26 protein-coding genes, 5 tRNA genes and 1 pseudogene are annotated in these 21599 nt (G+C 51.1%); 23 read left to right on the forward strand and 9 right to left on the reverse strand.

The window, feature by feature from the left end; genetic code table 11:
• Window positions 1-42: 42 nt before the first annotated feature.
• Together PDUR_RS06770 and PDUR_RS29100 are read left to right on the forward strand one after the other, a co-directional pair.
• Complete coding sequence (locus PDUR_RS06770; RefSeq protein WP_042205610.1) at window positions 43-537, forward strand: DinB family protein; 495 nt, start codon at window positions 43-45, stop codon at window positions 535-537.
• Between the two features lie 183 nt (window positions 538-720).
• A complete protein-coding gene (locus PDUR_RS29100) occupies window positions 721-888 on the forward strand; it encodes a hypothetical protein (protein ID WP_169744894.1) in 168 nt (55 codons plus the stop codon).
• A 133-nt stretch (window positions 889-1021) separates the two neighbouring features.
• Here the strand turns inward: PDUR_RS29100 and cmpA are convergent, their stop codons facing one another.
• Entirely contained in the window at window positions 1022-1138 is a 117-nt protein-coding gene (cmpA, locus tag PDUR_RS28625; RefSeq protein WP_156130343.1) for a cortex morphogenetic protein CmpA, read from the reverse strand.
• Window positions 1139-1289: 151 nt separating this feature from the next.
• Window positions 1290-1649 (reverse strand): hypothetical protein, encoded by a 360-nt coding sequence (locus tag PDUR_RS06775; protein ID WP_042205611.1) that lies wholly within the window; start codon window positions 1647-1649, stop codon window positions 1290-1292.
• Window positions 1650-1777: 128 nt separating this feature from the next.
• On the opposite strand from PDUR_RS06775, the gene PDUR_RS06780 reads away from it, so the two are divergent.
• Entirely contained in the window at window positions 1778-2266 is a 489-nt protein-coding gene (locus PDUR_RS06780; RefSeq protein WP_081949807.1) for a SprT family protein, read from the forward strand.
• 44 nt (window positions 2267-2310) lie between these two features.
• Here PDUR_RS06780 and PDUR_RS06785 read toward each other — a convergent pair whose 3' ends face one another.
• Complete coding sequence (locus PDUR_RS06785) at window positions 2311-2739, reverse strand: Lrp/AsnC family transcriptional regulator (protein WP_042205613.1); 429 nt, start codon at window positions 2737-2739, stop codon at window positions 2311-2313.
• 130 nt (window positions 2740-2869) lie between these two features.
• Between PDUR_RS06785 and PDUR_RS06790 the strand changes: the two genes are divergently transcribed.
• From PDUR_RS06790 to PDUR_RS06835, 11 genes and pseudogenes are all read left to right on the forward strand, one after another.
• The gene (locus tag PDUR_RS06790; RefSeq protein ID WP_042205614.1) at window positions 2870-3625 is read left to right on the forward strand and encodes an MBL fold metallo-hydrolase; all 756 of its coding nucleotides are present in this window, start codon (window positions 2870-2872) and stop codon (window positions 3623-3625) included.
• Window positions 3626-3669: 44 nt separating this feature from the next.
• A tRNA-Asn gene (locus PDUR_RS06795) sits at window positions 3670-3745 on the forward strand.
• Window positions 3746-3752: 7 nt separating this feature from the next.
• Window positions 3753-3844, forward strand: a tRNA-Ser gene (locus tag PDUR_RS06800).
• 532 nt (window positions 3845-4376) lie between these two features.
• Entirely contained in the window at window positions 4377-5282 is a 906-nt protein-coding gene (locus PDUR_RS06805) for a branched-chain amino acid ABC transporter permease (RefSeq protein WP_042209145.1), read from the forward strand.
• A 12-nt stretch (window positions 5283-5294) separates the two neighbouring features.
• On the forward strand, window positions 5295-6260 hold the full coding sequence (locus PDUR_RS06810; RefSeq protein WP_042205615.1) for a branched-chain amino acid ABC transporter permease: 966 nt from the start codon (window positions 5295-5297) through the stop codon (window positions 6258-6260).
• Entirely contained in the window at window positions 6229-7011 is a 783-nt protein-coding gene (locus PDUR_RS06815; RefSeq protein WP_042205616.1) for an ABC transporter ATP-binding protein, read from the forward strand. The genes PDUR_RS06810 and PDUR_RS06815 overlap by 32 nt, the downstream gene beginning before the upstream one ends.
• A 5-nt stretch (window positions 7012-7016) precedes the next feature.
• Window positions 7017-7718 (forward strand): ABC transporter ATP-binding protein, encoded by a 702-nt coding sequence (locus tag PDUR_RS06820; RefSeq protein WP_042205617.1) that lies wholly within the window; start codon window positions 7017-7019, stop codon window positions 7716-7718.
• A 71-nt stretch (window positions 7719-7789) separates the two neighbouring features.
• Window positions 7790-8989 (forward strand): ABC transporter substrate-binding protein, encoded by a 1200-nt coding sequence (locus tag PDUR_RS06825; RefSeq protein WP_042205618.1) that lies wholly within the window; start codon window positions 7790-7792, stop codon window positions 8987-8989.
• 140 nt (window positions 8990-9129) lie between these two features.
• Window positions 9130-9225 (forward strand): annotated as a pseudogene (locus tag PDUR_RS29715) (hypothetical protein); the annotation flags it as partial.
• A gap of 156 nt (window positions 9226-9381) precedes the next feature.
• Window positions 9382-9456, forward strand: a tRNA-Glu gene (locus PDUR_RS06830).
• 3 nt (window positions 9457-9459) lie between these two features.
• A tRNA-Leu gene (locus tag PDUR_RS06835) sits at window positions 9460-9542 on the forward strand.
• A gap of 119 nt (window positions 9543-9661) precedes the next feature.
• Here the strand turns inward: PDUR_RS06835 and PDUR_RS27180 are convergent.
• Window positions 9662-10288, reverse strand: a complete 627-nt coding sequence (locus tag PDUR_RS27180) for a hypothetical protein (RefSeq protein WP_052410099.1) — start codon at window positions 10286-10288, stop codon at window positions 9662-9664.
• A 62-nt stretch (window positions 10289-10350) separates the two neighbouring features.
• Window positions 10351-10572: an XRE family transcriptional regulator gene (locus tag PDUR_RS27845; RefSeq protein ID WP_156130671.1), complete on the reverse strand. Its 222-nt coding sequence runs from the start codon at window positions 10570-10572 to the stop codon at window positions 10351-10353.
• 146 nt (window positions 10573-10718) lie between these two features.
• Here PDUR_RS27845 and PDUR_RS06845 point away from each other — a divergent pair, with 146 nt between their 5' ends.
• From PDUR_RS06845 to cysK, 3 genes are all read left to right on the forward strand, one after another.
• Window positions 10719-11087, forward strand: a complete 369-nt coding sequence (locus PDUR_RS06845) for a helix-turn-helix domain-containing protein (protein ID WP_042205619.1) — start codon at window positions 10719-10721, stop codon at window positions 11085-11087.
• A 68-nt stretch (window positions 11088-11155) separates the two neighbouring features.
• Window positions 11156-11238: transfer RNA gene (locus PDUR_RS06850), tRNA-Leu, on the forward strand.
• A gap of 156 nt (window positions 11239-11394) precedes the next feature.
• The gene (cysK, locus tag PDUR_RS06855; protein WP_042205620.1) at window positions 11395-12327 is read left to right on the forward strand and encodes a cysteine synthase A; all 933 of its coding nucleotides are present in this window, start codon (window positions 11395-11397) and stop codon (window positions 12325-12327) included.
• A 146-nt stretch (window positions 12328-12473) separates the two neighbouring features.
• Here the strand turns inward: cysK and PDUR_RS06860 are convergent, their stop codons facing one another.
• Complete coding sequence (locus tag PDUR_RS06860; protein WP_042205621.1) at window positions 12474-12953, reverse strand: glutathione peroxidase; 480 nt, start codon at window positions 12951-12953, stop codon at window positions 12474-12476.
• A 184-nt stretch (window positions 12954-13137) separates the two neighbouring features.
• On the opposite strand from PDUR_RS06860, the gene PDUR_RS06865 reads away from it, so the two are divergent.
• Entirely contained in the window at window positions 13138-13572 is a 435-nt protein-coding gene (locus PDUR_RS06865; RefSeq protein ID WP_042205622.1) for an organic hydroperoxide resistance protein, read from the forward strand.
• A 124-nt stretch (window positions 13573-13696) separates the two neighbouring features.
• Here the strand turns inward: PDUR_RS06865 and PDUR_RS06870 are convergent, their stop codons facing one another.
• The 3 genes from PDUR_RS06870 to PDUR_RS06880 are packed head-to-tail and all read right to left on the reverse strand — an operon-like array spanning window position 13697 to window position 16744.
• The gene (locus PDUR_RS06870; RefSeq protein ID WP_042205623.1) at window positions 13697-14824 is read right to left on the reverse strand and encodes an ABC transporter substrate-binding protein; all 1128 of its coding nucleotides are present in this window, start codon (window positions 14822-14824) and stop codon (window positions 13697-13699) included.
• A 37-nt stretch (window positions 14825-14861) separates the two neighbouring features.
• Window positions 14862-15671, reverse strand: coding sequence for an ABC transporter ATP-binding protein (locus tag PDUR_RS06875; protein WP_233277494.1), 810 nt, complete (start codon window positions 15669-15671; stop codon window positions 14862-14864).
• Window positions 15671-16744 (reverse strand): FecCD family ABC transporter permease, encoded by a 1074-nt coding sequence (locus PDUR_RS06880; RefSeq protein ID WP_156130345.1) that lies wholly within the window; start codon window positions 16742-16744, stop codon window positions 15671-15673. The genes PDUR_RS06875 and PDUR_RS06880 overlap by 1 nt, the downstream gene beginning before the upstream one ends.
• 359 nt (window positions 16745-17103) lie before the next feature.
• Between PDUR_RS06880 and PDUR_RS06890 the strand changes: the two genes are divergently transcribed.
• The 5 genes from PDUR_RS06890 (at window position 17104) to PDUR_RS06910 (ending at window position 21598) form a co-directional block, all read left to right on the forward strand.
• Window positions 17104-17382, forward strand: coding sequence for a hypothetical protein (locus PDUR_RS06890; RefSeq protein WP_025691393.1), 279 nt, complete (start codon window positions 17104-17106; stop codon window positions 17380-17382).
• Window positions 17383-17482: 100 nt separating this feature from the next.
• Complete coding sequence (locus PDUR_RS06895) at window positions 17483-18022, forward strand: thiol-disulfide oxidoreductase DCC family protein (protein ID WP_330217244.1); 540 nt, start codon at window positions 17483-17485, stop codon at window positions 18020-18022.
• A gap of 234 nt (window positions 18023-18256) precedes the next feature.
• Window positions 18257-19423, forward strand: coding sequence for a P-loop NTPase family protein (locus tag PDUR_RS06900; RefSeq protein ID WP_042205625.1), 1167 nt, complete (start codon window positions 18257-18259; stop codon window positions 19421-19423).
• Window positions 19420-20667, forward strand: a complete 1248-nt coding sequence (locus PDUR_RS06905) for a TadA family conjugal transfer-associated ATPase (protein ID WP_042205626.1) — start codon at window positions 19420-19422, stop codon at window positions 20665-20667. Before PDUR_RS06900 ends, PDUR_RS06905 begins: the two co-directional genes overlap by 4 nt.
• A gap of 22 nt (window positions 20668-20689) precedes the next feature.
• Window positions 20690-21598 carry a type II secretion system F family protein gene (locus tag PDUR_RS06910; protein ID WP_081949424.1) on the forward strand — a complete coding sequence of 303 codons (909 nt, stop codon included), beginning with the start codon at window positions 20690-20692 and terminating at the stop codon, window positions 21596-21598.
• Window position 21599: the final 1 nt, after the last annotated feature.

Genomic DNA, 21599 nt, shown 5'->3' on the forward strand with positions numbered 1-21599 from the left:
TGTAATAAATATAGATAGTTACGATTAAGGAGGAAGCTTTATATGCAAAATAAAATTAGTGAGGTTCTGCTCCAAAATTGGGATTATGCGATGGATCAGGAGGATTGGGCGCCGCCGCTAAAGGATGCGCTGGATGGCGTGAGCAGTGAGCAGGCGCTCTGGAAGCCGCAGGGAGAAGCCGCCAACTCGATTTGGGAAACGGTCAACCACCTGACTTACTATAAGGATCGGCTGCTGCGGAAGCTGAAGGGCCTGCCCAGCCCGCCGTATTTGGAGAGCAACGACGCTACATTTACAGTAACGGAAAGCGGTGAAGAAGCGTGGGAGAAGGCGGTATCCCATCTTAAAAAAGTCCATGCCGACCTGCGTGAAATTATTGAGGCGCTGGGGGAAGGCGCATATAATTGGGGCGGTTCAGGGCATGCTCCGGGGGAAGAAGTGATGAGCCTTATTCTGCATGATGCTTATCATACGGGACAAATTGTGCTGGTTCGCAAGCTGCAGGGCTCCTGGCCGTCCAAACGAAGTTTTAGCTAGAAAAGCTTGCTGACTTATCCGTAATCACGGTATGCTCCCGCTTTCTTGGCATTCAAACGGGTATTCTGTCCTTAAGCCGTACTTCAGCTTCTGCCTGCAGCCGGGAACAGCGGGGTGCAGCGTTTGTTTCAAATTTAAATATCCCCGGGTAATGAAGGCTAAAAAGAAAAGGAGCGACCGATTATGGACCCGCGTTACCAAGACAGCAGTATGAAAGCGGAATATCTGGAGATGCAAAAGAAAGCAAACTCCAGCCTTATCGCCTCCGCCTTTCTCGAGTATGCCGCATATTTTATTATTTTCTTGGGATTCCTGTACTTCCTGGTCATATATCTATTTCCGAAGTTCTGATTTCTTCCTAGAACAAAGCAAAATCCATCCCTTCACGAAGAGATGGATTCTGATTGAAAGGCGTTCCTAAGGCTTGCCAAAGGGCAAACCGGTTACGGCTATCGGACCGTGGGGCGTCAAACCAGGCTCTGGCCTAACGTTTTACTGCGGAACCCCGGTAGAAGAACCAGCACTCGTTCAGCAGCTTGATCTGTCTCCGGTCCTTTTTGTAGTAGGCTTTCATAAGCTGATGGCTGAGCCATTGCGGCATTGGAATCCCTCCTCTGCGAGCTTGCGTAGGTTAGCATATGTGCAGAGATAGGCGATGGTGCGCCATAAGCTGAAGATGATATGAATACCGCCCCAGTCCGGAAGGCTTTTCAAGATAAGACGCCTCAGGTGATTCTTCTTGCATGCGGATCTTACTGAGCCCGCTCTTCTTCCTCTTCATACCACTGCTCAAGCTGCGCCTGAAGCGCCCGGATTTCCGTCAGCAGGGAGACGAGCGGATAGTTCTGTTCTTGAATGGCGGCAAAAGCCTGCTCCAGCCGGTTGATATAATCGAGCCCGGACTCAAATGAATACTGCTCGCGCAGCAGCTCCAGGGAATCGCATTCGGCCACCGCAAGCGGCAAATCAGGCACGTTCTCGGCCGTCAGCTTGTCGATCTCTTTGTTCAGTCTAAGATTGAGCGCGCTAAGCTGATACGCATAGTCCTCCGGCATTTCCACAAATTGAAGCTCCTGATTCTGCTGCAAAATTACATACCGCATTTTCGGCATAATCATTCTCCCTCCGTCCTTGTCTTCCTTCTTGAAGTGTAGCGTATGCGCAAGTTACAATTCAAGTACGGATTGCAGCAAGCGCCTTGGTGGCGCGTCAAAGAACGGAGCCTGCCAAAATGATAAGCATGACCAACGAAGAATTGCAGCGCTGGATCGAGCGGGTATCGCGGGAAAGCTTCGGATTGCCCTTTCGCCATAAAGCGTCGTTTAACAGCAGGCTGTCCTCTACCGGTGGACGTTATTTTATGAAAACCCATAATATTGAGATTAATCCCCGCCAGCTTGCGGCGTACGGGCCAGAGGAAACGGAGAAAATTATCAAGCATGAGCTCTGTCACTACCATCTTCACCTGGCAAAAAGAGGGTACCGTCACCGGGACGCCGACTTTAAAGCACTGCTCGAACGCGTAGGAGGCAGCCGGTACTGCCGAAACCTTCCCGGAGCGAAAGCGCGGGGGCCGATGCCTTACCGCTATAAGCTCATTTGTACCCAGTGCAGCGCGGAGTACCTCCGTAAACGCAAGGTGAATCCGCAGCGCTACCGCTGCGGGAAATGCGCCGGTCCGCTGAAGCTTACGGTGATTGAAGGGGCCGAGCCTAAAGCGAAGCGATAGGGCAGGGAGCAGGCGCTTTTTTTAATTAACATAAACTCCGCTGCCTATTTTACCTGGCCTATAGCGAGGCTTACCTTATAGTTACCGTACTTTAGCAGCCGGTCGAGCAGCGCGTTCAACCGTTCCGGGCTCTCAGTGCGCGCCCGCATCCAATAACAGCCCTCGCCGCTGACGCGGTATGCCTCTTCAATCTCCTCCTCGGATGCAACGAACTGCAGGAATGTCTGATGGGCGCTTCCTGAATTCAGGAATACCGTGATCAAGGCATGCACGTGCAGTCCCAGCTTTTCCGGGTCCCAGCCTATCGAATAACCCGTAATTACGCCGAGTTCCCGCAGCCTGCGAATACGCGCCCCCACGGCTTGCCCCGTCATATGAACCGTCCTGCCAATCTCTTTGTTGCTGAGTGTGGAGTCTTGTATCAGCTGCCGCAATATGAGCAGATCGGTCTCGTCTAAAAGCGCTTGGCTCATCTTTAGGTAATTTCCTTTCCGAATGAAAATAGATACGCTGTAATCCTTTCACCGCATTATGTACTCCAAACCATGAAGAAAATTATACTTAATTGTAGCAGAACTCATGAAAAAGAAGGAGTGCATCGATATGAAGCTTCAATTAATAAGACATGCGGCGCTTTGGCTGGAGTACGGGGGTTCCGTCTTTCTGATCGATCCGATGCTAGGTGAGCCCGGAGCCTATCCGCCGATTGTGAACAGCGGCAATGAACGGCGGAATCCGCTCGTTGGCCTTCCCGGCCCAGTGAACATGTGGCTTAAACCGGATGCCGTAATTGTAACCCATTTTCACAATGACCACTGGGATACTGCTGCTGCGTCACTGCTTGCAAAAGATATTCCGCTATTCAGCCAGGAAGAGGACGGGGAACGGATCAGCGCACAGGGTTTTACTGCAGTTACTCCTATCCAAGAGCAGGCGGAATTCCGCGGAGTCCGGTTAATCCGTACAGGAGGCAGACATGGTACCGGAGAGATCGGGAAGCTGATGGGACCGGTGTCCGGCTTTATACTCCAAGCGTCTGATGAGCCTGTGCTCTATATCGCTGGAGATACGATCTGGTGTGAAGAGGTGCGGGAAGCACTGGACCGGTATCAGCCGGAAACCGTGGTCGTAAATGCGGGTGAAGCGCGGTTTGTGAGCGGAGACCCCATTACAATGAATGAACAAGATATATTAAGCTTGTGCGTGTATACTCCCGAGACGAAAGTGGTAGCCGTCCATATGGATGCGATCAACCACTGCCATCTGACCAGGGATAAACTGCAGGAACGGCTTGAAGAGAAAGGATTGCTCGGCAGGGTGCATATTCCATCGGATGGGGAGTTTCTTGCGCTTGACTGAGGGCTAAAATCATGATAAATTATTTCTTGTTCACATCAAAATGTTCCCTGATAGCTCAGTTGGTAGAGCACTCGACTGTTAATCGAGTTGTCACAGGTTCGAGTCCTGTTCGGGGAGCCATTTTCTTGGAGAGATACCCAAGTGGCTATAAGGGGACCCTCTGCTAAGGGGTTAGACTGCGTAAGCGGTGCGAGGGTTCGAATCCCTCTCTCTCCGCCACAATTCTTCCGAATTGTGCGGTTAATTTTTTAAACTCAACGATTTATCTGCAACAATTTAACTATAATAGAAGAGATAGCTCCCGTAAGGGAGCTTTTTTATGTCGGGTATATGTTAGCTTTCGGCTAACGGCAACCAGCGGACAGATATATGATCAATAATTAAAGAAATATGACGCATTAACTCTTTATTTATTTGCAGGAATGATGCATTAAAGTGAAAAATGTTATATTAATTGTTACATAATAAAGCTTTTTATTTGCCTGGGGAAATATATTCCACATATTTATACCTTCTGTTTTCTTTGTATTACGCCGTTTCCCCCCGTTTTTCTCGATTTAAGTTATATTATGTAACATGATTATTACCAATAAGGTTAGTAATTGTAACACTGAAATTCGAAATTTCTTGGAACCCCTCAAAATCTTAGTGACGAAAAAAAGGACATATGTTAATATAGGTAACATCATTAAAAAGAAAGAGTGAAAGAGAGAAGAGGGATTGACAATGAAAAAGGGAAAAGGGGATGGCGATGGAGTATTTTATTCAGCAGTTAATTAACGGGATTTCCGTAGGCAGCATTTATGCGCTGATCGCCTTGGGCTATACCATGGTTTACGGGATCATTAAGCTGATCAACTTTGCACATGGGGATGTGTTTATGGTTGGTTCGTTTATTGGTCTGTTCAGTGCTAAATATCTGGCATCGGCAGGGCTTCCACCGGTTTTGGTCCTGATCATATCTCTGATTTTTTCCATGACGGTCAGTGCGCTGCTTGGCATCACAATTGAACGTCTTGCCTACAAGCCGCTGCGCAAATCCACACGGATTGCTGCGCTGATTACGGCAATCGGCGTATCCTTTTTGCTGGAATATACCGGGGTGCTCGTACTTGGGCCGCAAGCTCAAGGTTTCCCTGACATTATGGCGAAGAAGCAGTACCAATTGTTCGGAACTTCCATCCAGGTGGAATCGAACCAGGTTATGATTTTGATTACAACGATTATTCTGATGATTATTTTGCAATACATCGTACGTTATACCAAGACCGGTAAAGCGATGCGGGCGGTATCGTTCGATATGGAAGCGGCGCGTCTGATGGGGATCAACGTAGACCGTACTATTTCGGCAACCTTTGCCATCGGTTCGGCGCTTGCGGCTGCGGCTGGTGTTATTTTTGGTATGACCTACAACTCCGTTGACCCGCTGATGGGCGTTATGCCGGGACTGAAAGCGTTCGTCGCCGCGGTGCTTGGAGGCATCGGAAGCATTCCGGGCGCACTTGTTGGCGGCTTGCTGCTGGGTACGGTAGAGACAGAAATTTCCTCGCTCGGATATTCCTCCTGGCGTGACGGCGTGGCCTTTGCCGTATTGATCCTGATCCTTATCTTTAAACCATCCGGGCTGTTCGGCAAGAATGTCCGGGAGAAAGTGTAGGAGGGGAACGGCGTGAAGATAAATAAAAAATTCTGGCTGAGCATTGTCCTTGCCTTGGTTTTATATGGGGTTGTACAAATTCTGCTAACAACGGGAACTCTTAATGATGTTTACAAATCGATGTTTCTTCTGATCTGCGTTAACGTTATGCTGGCGGTATCACTCAACCTTATTAACGGGATTACCGGACAGTTTTCTATCGGGCATGCGGGGTTTATGTCCGTTGGCGCATACGTTTCGGCCATTTTGACGCTTGACTATGATGTTCCATTTATTCTTACAATTATTATTGGCGGTTTGGTGGCGGCGGTTTGCGGAGTGCTTATCGGAATGCCTACACTGCGGCTAAATGGTGACTATTTGGCAATCGCGACACTTGGCTTCGGGGAAATCATCCGGATTATTATGCTGAACACGGAATACGTCGGCGGCGCTTCGGGCCTCAGCGGGATTCCGGCGAAGACGACATGGACCATCATGTTCTTCTTCACGTTGATTACGGTTGTTCTGATCAATAACTTTATCCGTTCCACTCACGGCCGGGCCTGTATCGCCATTCGCGAGAATGAGATTGCGGCTGAAGCTATGGGTATCAACACGACACTGTACAAAATCATCGCATTTACAATCGGCGCCCTGTTTGCCGGAATGGCGGGGGGACTATCAGCTCATACGTTCTACGTTATTACACCGGGCAGCTTCAACTTCCTGAAGTCGTTCGAAATTCTCGTTATGGTCGTTCTCGGGGGACTGGGCAGCACGGCCGGCTCGATTGTCGGCGCCGTCTTCGTAACCCTGCTGTATACTTACCTGCGGGATTTCCCGGAATGGCGCATGATTATTTATTCGATCGTTCTGATTCTGATGATGATTTTCCGTCCGGGCGGTCTGCTTGGAAGCACGAAATTTTCTCTCAAGAAGTTCGGCAAAAAGGAGGCGAAGGCAAATGGCGGCATCAGCGACAGCAGTGCTTCTTGATGTTAAGAAAGCCAGCCGTTCCTTCGGGGGACTCAAGGCGCTCAGCGAAGTTTCTCTTCATATTAATAAAGGTGAACTGATTGGTCTGATCGGACCGAACGGTGCAGGTAAAACGACGCTGTTCAATCTGCTGACCGGCGTATATCCTCCTTCGACAGGCAGTATTATACTGGGTAATGAATCCGTCGGCGGTATGAAGCCGTACCGGATTAACCGCAAAGGGGCGGCACGTACTTTTCAGAATATCCGCCTCTTTACTGCAATGACAGTACTGGATAACGTCAAGATCGCTTTTCACCAGCACGCCAAACACTCGATGTTCACCTCCATGCTTCGTCTGCCGAATCATTTCAAGGGTGAAGATGAGATTACACAGAAGGCGCTTGATATTCTAAAGATTTTTAATCTTGACGATCAAAGTACGGAACTGGCTGGTAATCTCAGTTACGGCAACCAGCGTCGTCTGGAAATCGCGCGGGCTCTTGCGGCTGGACCGAAGCTGCTGCTGCTCGACGAACCGGCAGCCGGTATGAATCCGAACGAGACGCATGATTTAATGAATCTCATCGCCTGGATCCGCAAGGAATTCGACCTTACGATTCTCCTGATCGAGCATGATATGTCGCTGGTTATGGGTGTCTGCGACCGGATTTACGTATTGGACCGCGGGATGCTGATTGCAAATGGCACACCGTCCGAGATCCGGAGCAATCCCAAAGTTATCGAAGCGTATTTGGGACAGGAGGCGTAAAGGCTATGCTTACAGTACAAGGAATCAATGTTTACTACGGAGCCATTCACGCCCTGAAGGACCTCAGCATCAATGTCAATCAGGGAGAAATCGTTACGCTCATCGGAGCCAACGGCGCCGGCAAATCGACGCTTCTCAAGACGCTCTCGGGATTGCTTAAGCCGAAGACGGGAAGTATTGAATTTGTGGGGAAATCCATTACGAACCAGAGCGTGCAGGGGATAGTCAAGCAGGGATTGATTCACTGCCCTGAAGGTCGGCGCGTATTCGCAAATATGTCTGTAGAGGAGAACCTGGAACTCGGAGCTTATTTGCAGGATTCCAGCAGCCTGGCTGCTGATTTTGAGAAGGTGTACAGCACCTTCCCCCGTCTTCGGGAACGCAAGAAGCAGCAAGCCGGAACGCTGTCCGGCGGCGAACAGCAAATGCTCGCTATGGGGCGCGCCATTATGGGACACCCGAAGCTGCTTTTGCTGGATGAACCGTCCATGGGACTTGCTCCGCTTCTGGTGCAGGATATTTTCAAGATCATCCAGGAAGTGAACGCAGCCGGAACGACCGTGCTGTTGGTTGAACAAAATGCGCATCAGGCGCTCAAAATCGCCCATCGTGCTTATGTGCTGGAAACCGGCAGAGTCGTACTGGAAGGAGACGCCAAGGAATTGGCGGATTCGGAAGAAATCAAAATGGCTTATCTTGGGCACTAACACGGCTATTCCTAATCAGGGCATCACAGAAACAACATATAAATTAAATTATCTGGGAGGCAAGGAGAACAATGAAAAAAATCGGGGCCATTATTTTGTCGACAGTGCTGACTGCCGTATTGGCAGCAGGCTGCGGCAGCAACAACACAGAGAACAGCGGAAATTCCGCAAGCGGCAGCAACTCTGCTGGAGACACAATCAAAATCGGAGCTGACCTTGAGCTCACAGGCGGCCAAGCCTCCTTCGGCGACTCTGCTCTAAAAGGCGCTCAACTGGCAGTTAAGGAAATTAACGATGCGGGCGGTGTACTCGGCAAGAAGTTGGAGTTAGTTGAAGCCGATAACGCCTCGAAATCCGAAGAAGCAACGCAAGCTGCGCAAAAGCTGATTACCACCGACAAAGTTGTAGCGATCATTGGCTCAACGACTTCCACCAACACATTGGGTATCGTACCGGTTGCCCAGGAGAAACAAATTCCGCTCGTGAGCTCCTCTGCCACCAACCCGAAAGTAACGGTTGACGAGCGTACCAAAAAAGTGAACGAGTGGGTATTCCGCGCTTCCTTTATCGATCCTTTCCAAGGACAGGTTATGGCTAACTTTGCAAGCAACACGCTTAAAGCCAAAACGGCTGTTATCTACACGGATACGTCCAGTGACTACTCTAAAGGTCTGCAAACATTCTTTGAAGAAACATTCACAAAGAACGGCGGACAAATCCTGAGCAAAGAGTCTTACCAACAAAAAGACTCTGACTTCAAAGCCGTATTGACACGTATTAAAGCAGCTAACCCGGATGTTATCTACCTGCCGGGCTACTATGAAGAAGTAGGCAAAATCCTGAAACAAGCACGCGAAATGGGCATTAAGGCTCCGTTCATGGGCGGCGACGGCTGGGATTCTCCGCAGCTGGCTGAAATCGCAGGCGCGGCAGCTCTGGACAACACTTACATGTCTAACCACTATTCGCCGGAAGATACCGCTCCAGAAGTTAAGAGCTTCGTTGACGCCTACAAAGCGGCCAACAGCAACGCAGTACCGGACGGCATGGCAGCCCTTGGCTATGACGCTGTTAAGCTGGTAGCTGATGCCATTACCCGCGCAGGAGCGGCTGAACCGGCCAAGATTAAAGACGCCCTGGCAGCGACTAAGGATCTGCAGCTGGCTACTGGCAAAATTTCGATGAACGAATCGCATGACCCGGTTAAAGCGGCTGTCGTACTGAAATTCGTTGGCGGCAAGCAAACCTTCGAAACCAAGGTTAATCCGTAAGCCAACAGAAATGCAGCGCTGAGGATAATGGTAATTTGATCTGATCTATCTTTCGCAACAGACAATTCACTTCCAAATATCGCTTAGCCGCATAGGATGCCGCTCCATTTGTCAATGGGGCGGCTATCCTTCTATCTTGCGGCTCGATAGAGACCATTGACCGGATCACCACTCACGAGAATCCGACCTATACCAAGCGTGGGGTTGTTCATTATGCGGTAGCCAATATGCCGGGGGAATTGGATTTTCTGCCTATCTCCGCGGGAAGGGCGGAGGGGGGCGTATACGGCGGTTTGCATCCATGGGGCAAGCCGCCGTATTTTTTTGAAAAATAGTTCTTGTCAGATGCTCTTGGATTTGCTATAATCATTTTTGTTGTGAAACTAAATCATGGCCCGTTGGTCAAGGGGTTAAGACACCTCCCTTTCACGGAGGTAACAGGGGTTCGAATCCCCTACGGGTCACCATAAGCGGTAGTGGTGGAATGGCAGACACGCTATCTTGAGGGGGTAGTGGGCGTACGCCCGTGGAGGTTCGAGTCCTCTCTACCGCATAATAGTCAAGGAAGAATCCTGAGAGATCAGGGTTCTTTTTTGTATAGAGGGAACTTTCGAGGGAGGTCGGAAATTTGTCGTGAATTTGGGCGGAGAGAGGGACACGCCGTTTACAGCGTTAATCAGCCAACCGTTCCAATGCGCCTGGATATTGGGGATACAACTGAGCAATGCACTCGGGACAGATATCATGAGTTAGTTCGGTATGTAGTTCCTGCTTCAGAAAACGTTCTACCGGAATCCATTCGCTGCCCTTACGGATGGATTTGCAGGAAGCGCAGACCGGCAGATAATGATGTGGCTTCCGATTAAGTGTATGGGCCGGTGGCTCGTCCTGGTGCGGGTCTGCGGCGTGAGAAATAAAGCGGTGGGACAGCAGAACAAAAGAGATCGAGCGCTTGGTTTCTTCAGGTATGGCAAAGGCCTCAATTTGAAACCATTTTCTTCCCTTCAGGGAAGGAGGTTTGGGAAACCTGCCGCTGTAAACGAGCCGTTCCTCCAAGAAGATGGAATGGACGGCCTGGGTTAGCTCCAGCATTGAGTCCGGTGGAAGAACAAGCTCACGCATCATTTCAAAATAGTCTGTCCCCGTCCATTCGAAGCTCGTGGAAAGACCCGAAGCGATACCGAAGCTCTTCCATGGTTCGTTCGCAGCAGCGATCAATCCATGTCTGTCGACAGCCAGTGCGATGCCCGGCAGAGAGTTTATCAATCGGGTAGCAAGGGATAAGGCGCTGTTGGACAAAGGGATCGCTCCTTGACAGATTTCAGGATGGGATACTAAGATTAAGCAGATAAAAAGAATACTCAGTCATTTCGCACTTCACACGTTATGTCCGCGGCTATATCCAGCAGTTGGTTCACCTGCCGGCGGTACCGCAGGGCGCTGCGCGTTCCGTGAATTAGATTGGATAGGCGGTAGGGCGGTATGCCGTGCATTTGGCAAAAGTCTTTTTGACTCAGCATCATCTCCGCCAGGCGCTGCTTGATTGTCCATCCGTAAGGGGTTATGGGCTTTTTAGTGCGTATCTTGCTCACCTCTTATCGACATTCCAGCCGTATGATATAATGGGCTAAAGCATAAGATTAGTCAATTATATACTTTTTTACGTCATTTTACAATAAAAAATGACTTATTTACGTTATTTTTTATCATCTCGGAAGGCGGTCTGGAAATGCAGTCCATTTATGATCGAATTGAACTTTTGATTGAGAAAAGAGGCATGACCAAAAAAGCGTTCTGTGAGCAGCTTGGCATCAGCACAGGAAATATGGGAGATTGGAAGCGGGGCAAGTCGACGCCCGGAACGCATAAATTAATCGAAATCGGCGCTTTTTTTGGCGTCAGTCTGGACTGGCTCATCTTGGGCAAGACTTCCTCGTCCATACTGCGCGAAGGAGGCGAGGATTATTTTTTTGAGCAAATACGGCAATCCAATTGCCATATCGATGAACTGCAGCCCCAGGAAAAGGAGTTTATCAAGGAATATCTCGCTTTTACCGAATATCGCAGACGGAAACAGGAAGATCAGCTTCCCGAATAATTTAGCTTTACTTTTGGGGAAGAAGCGAGTATAATAACTTGTGTTGGCCTCAAAAAATGATTCACCGCGCGGTAGTGGTGGAATGGCAGACACGCTATCTTGAGGGGGTAGTGGGCGTACGCCCGTGGAGGTTCGAGTCCTCTCTACCGCATATAGAAAGAAGCCTTGCGCAGCAAGGCTTTTTTTTGTTTCTGCACATGCGATTTTACAAGTGATGGGATTTCCGGTATGCTCTTAATACCGAGTGTTTGCATGGGAATAGATGAAAGCTATAATTTGAAAAATCTAATTATGGAGGCAATGCACAATGGGGAAGATCGTTAAGAACTTGACCGAACTGATTGGGAATACGCCGCTACTTGAGCTGTCCAGCTTCAAAGAGGAAGGCGCGGCTGCGAACATTCTGGCCAAGCTGGAATATTTCAATCCGGCGAGCAGCGTGAAGGACCGGATCGGATACGCTATGATCAAGGATGCCGAAGACAAGGGGCTCATTAACAAAGATACGACCCTTATCGAACCGACCAGCGGAAATACCGGTATCGGTCTTGCCTTTGTGGCGGCGGCACTGGGCTACCGGTTGATTATTATTTTGCCGGAATCCTTTAGCATGGAGCGTCGAAAGCTTCTGAAACAGCTCGGGGCGGAGCTGGTGCTGACCCAGGCTTCGGAAGGCATGGCTGGCGCGATCCGCAAGGCGCAAGAGCTGTCCGCAGAAATACCCAATTCCTATATCCCGCAGCAGTTCGAGAATCCAGCCAACCCCGATGTGCACCGAAAGACTACGGCCGAAGAAATTTGGAATGATACCGATGGAAAAGTGGATATTTTTGTCGCCGGCGTCGGCACCGGCGGAACGATCACGGGAGTCGGCGAGGTTCTGAAACAGCGTAACCCGCAGGTGCGGATCGTCGCTGTGGAGCCGTCCGGCTCGCCTGTTCTGTCAGGTGGACAGCGGGGTCCTCATGCCATTCAGGGCATCGGTGCAGGCTTCGTGCCAGGTAACTTCAACCGGGCTGTAGTGGATGAGATCATCACGGTAAAGAATGAAGAAGCGATTGCAACGTCGCAAAGACTGGCAAGGAAGGAAGGGCTGCTTGTCGGAATTTCCTCTGGGGCCGCGGCATTTGCCGCCTATCAGTTGGCCAAACGGCCGGAAAACATCGGCAAGAACATCGTCGTTCTACTGCCGGACACCGGCGAACGGTATATTTCAACCGAATTATTTCCCGAGGAATAGAGCGAAGAGAGGCAGTGGAACTAGCGAGCATGGCAGGAGAGCCGCCAGATCGCTGCTGATTGGTTAAACCAAAGGATTGTGCAGAATTTATGATGCTGCGCAATCCTTTTTTCTTTTTCCCGGGGGAGTATCGGCTGTACCGTTATTCAATCAAGCAGTGTCTTAATTTCATCTTCTATATTTTCCGGTGTCGTCGTCGGGGCAAAGCGTTTCAGGACACGTCCTTCACGGTCGACTAGGAATTTGGTGAAATTCCACTTTATGCTTTTGGAGCCGAGGGCGCCGGGAGCTTCCTTCGTTAAATATTTGTATAAAGGATGGGCACTGTCGCCATTAACATTGATTTTTTCATACATCGGGAAGGAGACGCCGTAGTTGAGCTGGCAGAACTCCTGGATTTCCTCGCTGCTGCCGGGCTCCTGCGCCGCAAACTGGTTGCTGGGGAAGCCGAGTATCTCAAAGCCCCGGTCCTTGAATTTTTCGTAGACCTCTTGGAGACCTTTGTATTGAGGGGTGAAGCCGCACTTGCTGGCCGTGTTCACAATAAGCAGCACCTTGCCTTTATACTTGGATAACGATTCTTCCTGACCGCGCAGAGTGTTAGCATGGAAATCATAAACGCTCATGAATGGGGTCCTCCTCTATATTATAATATATTTATCACAATTTAATTTTAAACAATTTACAAGCAGAATCAAGACCTTTTGAGAAAATTTAAAATTTTTTGTAATTTCCCGTTTCAAATCGCGCCTCAAGTTTAATAAAAGGTAGTGTCAGGGTAAAAATTGGATTATAAAGGAGACGATATTCATGAAAGCATTGTATACGGCTACCGCAACGGTTCGCGGCGGACGTGAAGGCTCATTTGAATCCTCCGACGGCGCTTTGAAGCATAATCTGAGCATGCCCAAAGAGCTGGGTGGTTCGGGAGGAACGGGCACGAATCCTGAGCAGCTGTTTGCTGCGGGATACGGCGCCTGCTATGAAAGCGCGCTGGCCTTTATTGCCCGTAAGGAAGGCGTCAAGCTTCAGGATGTGGAGGTTACGTCGAACGTATCCATCGGCAAAGATGAGAGCGACGGAGGATTCAAGCTGTCCGTACGGCTTGATGTAAAAATGTCGGATGTTGACCATGACCAAGCGGAGGATTTGGCGAAGAAAGCCCATGATTTCTGTCCATACTCCAAAGCGACGAGGGGAAATATCGAGGTGGAGCTTAATGTACTGGAAATGAGCCGGCAGTAATTCCTTCGCTAAGGTGGCTGATGAAACTATTGAAGACTGCATAAATAAAAGACCCGTCTCCGCATTGATGATGCGAAAACGGGTCTTTTTTTGAATTTCTGAACGACTGAAGTTACAACCGTTGTTACTCTACCGGCGGTTTGCTGTCAATAATCAGCTGCGCTTCGTCATTAGTGAGGTCGTAATTCAGGAACTGCTTATAGAAACTTACGGTTTCTTGGACGATGTTCAGGTCAGGAAACAGATCAGGATGCAGCGTTTTGGCCGCCCATTGGATTTGCAGCGCAGCTTCTGCGCCGTAACGGTCCCAGAGGAAAGCGCCGCTCGGGTTGTTATAGACATGGCCGTTCTTAACGGCATTCAGTGTCTTCCATGCAGGATCGTCCATGATGTGGTCGGTATCCGTCAGGCCGCTGCCGATCATGATATAATCCGGATTCCAGGCAACAATCTGCTCCAGACTTACCGGCTTCATGTTGCCGCTAATCTCTTGAGCGGCATTGACGCCGCCAGCTACTTCAATCCAGTTCTGGATCATCGTGTCCTTACCGTCAACCTGAAGCGGCGACAGGGACTGTATATGCAGCACCTTAGGCTTATCCGACTCGGGAATTTTGGAAGTTACAGCCGTTATCTGTTCGAGCTTGCCATCCAGATAGCTGATAAAGGAATCGGCCCGGGTACGCGCATCTTCCCCAAGAATGTCTCCCGTCAGCCGGAAGCATTCTTTCATCTCGTCGAAATTCGTAAAGTTCAGCGTCACTGTGGGAATTCCGGCATTCTCCAGAGGCTGAATCAGCGGAGAACCGGTTGACGCAAAGGCTATGTCAGGCTTGTTCTTCAGCACCTCTTCCATTTGAGCTTCTGATTTGGTGAAGGCGGTCACGGCATTTTTCATCTGCGGATTTACTTTGTACAGCCAAGGGACCGACTTGGGCGTAGAAATGGTGGACACGATTTTGCCGCCGGCTCCAAGGATCGTCACGACTTCATTATGAGCAGGCCAGGCGTCAGCAATTGTATTGATTTGCGAGGGAATTGTTACCTGACGTCCGTCGGTGTCCGTAATGGTCTTGCCTGTATCGGCTGTCTGCGAGGAGGCCGCCTGAGGTGAGGCTGCCGGCGATGCCGCGGTTCCGGTGTCACCGTTATTTCCATTTGTATTATTGCTTCCGCATCCCGCCAGAACCAGGACTAGTGCAGCCGATAGTATGAACGCTACTAAGCTTTTTTCATTGAATCTTTTTTGCATGATAGTACCTCCTATAACTATGAATGATGAAGTGCGATTAAGACAACTCCTCAAGCATTTGACTTCCCGTCCGCATAAGCGGAACGCATGTCTTCACTTTCTGTCCTGTGGCGGCGGTAAGTTCCGCAATCTCGACATTGATGCCGTATGCGGATTTCAAATTTTCGGATGTTACCACCTCCTTCACAGATCCTGCCAGGAAAGGAAGCCCGCGGCGCAAGAGCGCCACTCTGTCTGAGCATAAAAAGGCGTGATCCGGAAAATGCGACGTCATGACTACCGTCATTCCCCGATTGCTAAGCAGCCGGATTTGCTCCAGCATTCGGATCTGATTGCCGAAGTCCAGATTGGATGTCGGCTCGTCCATTATCAAGATGTCCGGCTGCTGCGCCAGCGCCCGGGCGATCAGGACCATCTGCCGCTCTCCTCCGCTCAGCTCCGTATAGATTCGATCCCGAAGATAAGTGATCTGAAGCATTTGCAAGGCCTCATCGGCAATGCTCCGGTCTTTGGAGCTCGGTGAGGCGAACAGTCCGAGATGGGCGGTGCGGCCCATGGTGACCACATCGAAGACGCTGAATGGAAAAGGGGCGCCGTGCGCCTGGGGGACGTAGCCAACGGAACGGGCCAGCATTTGTCTGGACCATCCTTCGGTGCTCTGCCCTTTAATTTTGACTGTTCCCCCTAAGGGCTTCAGAAAATACAGCAAGGTCTTGAACAAGGTTGTTTTGCCTGCGCCGTTGGGACCGAGCAGACACATAATCTCCCCGGCCTGAACCGAGAAGGAAACCTCTTTGACGATTGGCTGACTGCCATAACCGCAGGAGAGATTCTCGACTTCGAGCATCAGTCCCACCCCCTTTTTCCGGTAAGGAGCAGCACAATGAAAAAGGGAGCTCCGATCAGGGAAGTCAGGATTCCAAGCGGGATTTCCATGGTAAGCGCGCTGCGGGCAATATCATCGACAAGCAGCAGATAGGTTGCGCCATAAAGCGCGGAGACAGGCAGCAGCACTTTGTAGTTCGGCCCGACGACCATACGCGAGAGATGAGGCACGATTAGACCTACCCAGCCGATCATGCCGCTGACGGATACTGCTGCGGCGGTCAGCAGGGTGGAGCATATGATGGTGACGATGCGGATTCTGGCCGTATTGACACCGAGCGACTGGGCTTCTTCCTCGCCAAAAGACAGTACGTTCAGCTTCCAGCGAAGCAGAAGAAGCGGTGTCAAACCGATGAACACGAGCGGGGCAAGGATGGCCAAATCATCCAGTCCGACAAGAGATAAGCCGCCCATCAGCCAAAAGGTGATGGAGGGAAGCTTGTTGTCGGGATCGGCGGCCAGCTTAATAATCGAGGTGAACGAGCCGAACACGGTGGAAATGACGATCCCTGTCAGCACCAGGGAAAGCACCGCCCCCCCTCTGCGGCTGACAAGCGATCCAATGGAGTAGGTCAGCGCCACCGCTCCAATACCGAGCAGGAAGGACAGCAGTTGAATGCCTGCCGGGCCAAGCGACAGCAGCATTGCAAGCGCCGCGCCGAATCCCGCCCCGGCAGAGGCGCCCAGAATATCCGGCGACACCATCGGATTGCGGAACAAGCCTTGGTACGAAGCTCCGGCGGCAGCCAAGGCCCCGCCGACGAGCAGGGCGGCGGCGATTCGCGGAATGCGCACATTGAACAGGACGGTGCTTACAGAATCCGGTCCCGGGTCGGGCAGTCCGAGCAGGCGGGCCCGGAAGATATCCGCCATCTGGGACAGCGAGACGCTGTAACGTCCGAGTGTGAAGGAGAGGAGCAGCACGGCAATCGGCAGTCCGGCGGTCAGGACGATTCGGATCACCCGTCTGCGTTTGCCGGAGGAATTCGTCGTTTGACCCAACATTTCGGAAGTTTGTGTCATTTTTGCGTTCATCCTTCAGCCTCCTTTTTTCTGAATGTTTCTGAAACCAGCTTGAAAGCCTAAGTTTTTTACATTTTGATATAAAAAGATAAAAATTGTTATGACATTTAGCATATATTCATTATTATTATATATAATTAGACATGATTAGAGTAGAAAAGACAGCGGAATTCGCGTTCGTTGCCATAGCGTTTCTGGAGATTTTGATCACAGGCCGATAATCCCGATTTTTTCCTTCATTAATCTCAGCTTCAAACTCATCCTCGCTTTGGTTGACATCCCCCCTAAAATTCTTTAAGATGTCTAAGTATCTGAATATACGGTCATTTACACATTGGATCAGCCAAAATTTAAAATAACAGGTGATGAACATGTCTTATAAACCGGTAATCACGAACGTGACGAAGGCCAGCAGCAACGACAAGGAAGGGCTGTATGAATTTATAATTAAGCTTGCTGACGGAACGGAATGCCGTGCGTTCTACCATCGGTTTCCTGAATGGAGAATGACGAACATCAGCCGGCTTCTGAAGACTCCCTGCCCGATTTGCCGCAAGGACTTCATTTGTAAATGCATGGAGGCGTTCACCGGAGACTTGGAAGATCAAATGATCGGTGACAACTGGATTGAGAAGACCACTGCCGAGTAACGGCAGCGAACAGGAACCTGGAGGCGCGGGAAGATTCCCGCGTTTTTGTTTTGCCTTAAAACGGGGAAAGATAGAGTAATGAAGGAAGGAGGGGAGCCGGATGGCTGATGTGAGAAGAACGCAATTCACCGATCAGGAGATACCGGAAGAACAAGGAAAGATGGAAGAACGGGAAAAAGCAAAGGAATCGTCGAAGATGAAAGAGTGGTCAAAAGCGGAAGTGCCCGAAAAAAACGCAGACACCGAAGAGGCATCCATCGTTCTGATCGACGGCGTCTGTCATTTATGCGGGTGGCTCACGACCTTCATTATTCCCCGTGATCCGGAAGGACGTTTTCGTTTCGCGCCACTGCAGAGCGACATCGGGCGTAAGCTGCTGGAAAAGGGCGGGCTGGACGCTCATCGGCTGGATACGGTAGTGCTGATAGAGAAGGGAAGGTATTATACGGAATCGGCTGCTGCTCTCCGTATTCTGCGCAGACTTCGCTTTCCCTGGCCGGCCGTTTATCTGTTTATTGCCGTACCGGCTCCGCTGCGCAACAAGCTGTACCGGTATGTGGCGAAGAACCGCTACCGCTGGTTCGGCCGCGATGATCATTGCCTTGTGCCTACGCCGGAAATCCGGGGGCGGTTTTTGTAGTGTGATCCCCTTCACGTTGTACGTTTGCTGGCTAGGGAAACGAACAAGATGGCCGACTCAATTATCTCGATTTTTAAATATTGCCGTGTCCCAATAAATATGCTAGTATAGCTGTAAATTATAGGAATAGTGACGGAAGCACCGTTCATTAACCGTTTGTCGCGGTTATTGGCGGTGCTTTTTTGCTGTCTTCTTATAAGTAAATTACGAGGAAGTTAAGGAAGGGGGAAGGTTATGGCCGCTAACATCGTGCTCGCCGTGCGTGAAACCCAGTATATCGAACCGCTGCTGCACTATATACACCACAGCGAGTATGGCGAAATGCTGAATATTAAGGCGTTCAGCCGAATGGATATTTTTACCGAGTACATGAAGGGCGGAGAAGCGCCTGACGCGGTTGTCGGCGATCCCGCATTCATCGAGGCGTGGCTCGTTGGGGGCCGGGCGGCGGTGCCTTGGGCGATTCTGGAGGAAGCCGGCGGCGCGGCGTTCACGGAGAATCAAAGTGCTGCAGGCGGCAAACGGATTGCAAAATACCAAGCGCTGCCGGCGCTGCTGTCCTCCATGCTTCAGTTGTGTGAAGTACAGCGGCACCGCACAGCTTCCGGTTTGGGTGAAGGCACTTTGCTGCTTGGAGTTGTGTCGGGAAGCGGCAGCAGCGGCAAAACGACGGTCGCGATGAACTTAGCCAAGCAGTTTGGGTGCCAAGGGTTGTCCGTATTTTATCTAAATCTTGAGACGGTGAACAGCAGCGGGTTGTTTCTGCATCCTTCCTGGGGCAACGGTCCGGGTCTGGAGCGGCTTTTGTACGAGATCCAAGCCTCCAAAGATAAAGGGCATGCTTCGGAAATCGGCATAAGACGCTATGCTGTAAGACTGGACGCGCTGCACTGCGATACCTTCAGACCTGTCAGCAATGTTAAGGAAATGCTGCAAATGAGCGCAGGGGATGCGCAGGAGCTGATGGAACTGCTGGCCGGGGACGGCGGCTATGATATCGTCATCGTCGATACAGGCAGCATTGGGGAAGAACGCGCCGGGGCGGTGCTGCAATGCTGCAGGCGTCTGGTTTGGGTGCTTCGGGACGACGAGATGGGCGTCTACAAAACAGGAAAGTGGCTGTCGCACTTCACTTCTCCGCATTCCGGGATGAAGGCTGATTTGTCCGGCAAGAGCCTGTTTGCAGTAAATTTCGCCAGGGAGAATGCCCCGCAGTTACCTTCCAGTGAGGGAATAGAGCCCGATGTCCTGCTGCCCTACATCTCCTCCTGGAATCTGCCCAATAGAGGGGAGCTAAGTCTCAATTCACCGCTGTTCCAGCGCGGCATCCAGAAGCTATGCGGAATAATTACGGGAATGCCTCCTCTTAAGCCTCAGTCAGGCGGAGAGGAAAATTCATGAATGACGAACTATTCCGGGCTCTTCGCAGCGATATACGTTCGGGTCTGGATGTGACCTCCTCCGTGGGAAACGGCGAGCTGATCTCGCATATTGAAAAGACGATTTTTGAGCGGGAAGAGCTGCGATCGTTAACGGCCCAGGAGAAGCGTTCGCTTGTCCGCAGACTGTTCGATTCCTTTCGGGGTCTGGATGTGCTTCAGCCGCTCGTGGACAATCCGGCCATCAGCGAGATTATGATTAACAGCCACGAAGATATTTTTGTCGAAGAGGAAGGGGAGATCCGCCGCCTGTCGCTGGCGTTTGAATCGGCAGACAGGCTGGAGGATATTATCCAGATTGTCGTTTCCGACGTCAACCGCGTAGTGAACGAATCGTCACCGATTGTCGATGCGCGCTTAAAAGACGGCTCGCGGGTCAATATTGTGCTCCCGCCCGTCGCGCTGAAGGGTCCGGCGATGACGATCCGAAAGTTTCCCGAGTCGCCGATGACCATGGATGATCTTGTCCGCCGGGAAGCCATCAGCCAGGAAGCGGCCGATCTGTTGAAGACGCTCGCAGCCGCTAAATACAATATTTTTATCAGCGGCGGAACGGGCTCGGGCAAGACGACCTTTCTGAACGCATTATCCCAGTTCATTCCTCCGCAGGAGAGAGTTATTACAATTGAGGATTCGGCAGAGCTGCAAATTGTGACCGTGCCTAACCTGGTGTCCCTGGAGACCAGGAACGCTAACACGGAGGGAAGGGGAGAAATCACCATCCGCGATCTGATCCGCTCGTCACTGCGGATGCGTCCCAACCGGATCGTCGTCGGCGAGGTGCGCGGCGCAGAGGCGCTCGATATGCTGCAGGCGATGAATACTGGACATGACGGATCGTTATCCACCGGCCACGCCAACAGCGCGCGCGATATGGTCAGCCGCCTGGAAACGATGGTGCTGAGCGGCGCCGATCTTCCGGTTGCCGTCGTTAGGCAGCAGATCAGCTCGGCCATCGACATTTTTGTCCATCTGGCGAGGCTGCGCGACCGCTCGAGGCGGGTTACGGAGATCAGCGAGGTTGTCGGGCTTAATGACGGAGAAGTGCAGCTGAACCCGCTGTACGAATTCCGGGAAACCGGCGAGAGCGAAGGACGGCTGCGGGGCGCGCTGGAAGCAAGCGGCAATCCTTTACGGCACACAGAGAAGCTGGCCATGGCGGGAATGGCTTTTACTCCGCTGAGTCGTTATGAGGGCCCGGTTTAAATAAGGAAGGGAGGCGGGGCTAATGCCCGAAATATGGAGAAGGAACCGGGGGACGGCGGATCGTGCAGCATCCGATCGTCATCCGGTCATCCGTGAACCGGCTATCCGGAGGCCGTCCCGGACTGAGGCGGTTAAGCGGAGTCATGCCAGCCGAGAACAGGCGGGGAGCGGCGATGTCGCTGTACCGCGCTTGCCGGATTACACCGTATACACGCTGAATTCGCGGCAGAGAATCATTTCGGTAGCGGCAGGTGGCTTCATTCTATTTGGGGTCGGCTATCTGTTCTATCACAACCTGGTTATCGCCTTGTTATTGTCGGCCGGAGGATACTTCGCCCCGCGCATTTGGAGGGATTATCTGAAGAAGCGCCGCCGAGCTATGCTTAACCTCCAGTTCAAGCAAATGCTATTCTCGCTCTCTTCCTCGCTGTCTGCGGGCAGGTCGGTGGAGAATGCATTTCGTGAAGCGGTGCAGGATTTGAAAATGCTCGATCCGGAGGGCGGCAGCGATATGATTGCCGAGCTGAATATTATCTGCGCGCGGCTTGAATATGGACAGCCGATTGAAGAAGCGCTGCTTGATTTCAGCAAGAGGGCAGATATGGAGGATATCCGGCGGTTCGCCGATGTCTTCTCCGTCTGCAAACGGACGGGCGGCGACCTGGTAGAGGTAGTCCGCCGCACCTCAAGCATCATCGGCGAGAAGCTGGATGTCCAACAGGAGATCGCGGTCAGCATTTCCCAAAAACGGTTCGAATCCAAAGCACTGCTTGTTTCCCCGCTCATTATGCTGTTGTTTATGAGTTTTAGCGCCGGGGACTATATGCAGCCTATGTATACCGGGTTCGGCATGCTGATCTCTACGTTTGCGCTGGCTGGGCTGATTCTGTGTTATTTCTGGATCAGCAAAATTATGGACATTCCACTGTAAG

The sequence above is a fragment of the Paenibacillus durus genome (assembly GCF_000756615.1).
Lineage (GTDB): Bacteria > Bacillota > Bacilli > Paenibacillales > Paenibacillaceae > Paenibacillus_AQ > Paenibacillus_AQ durus.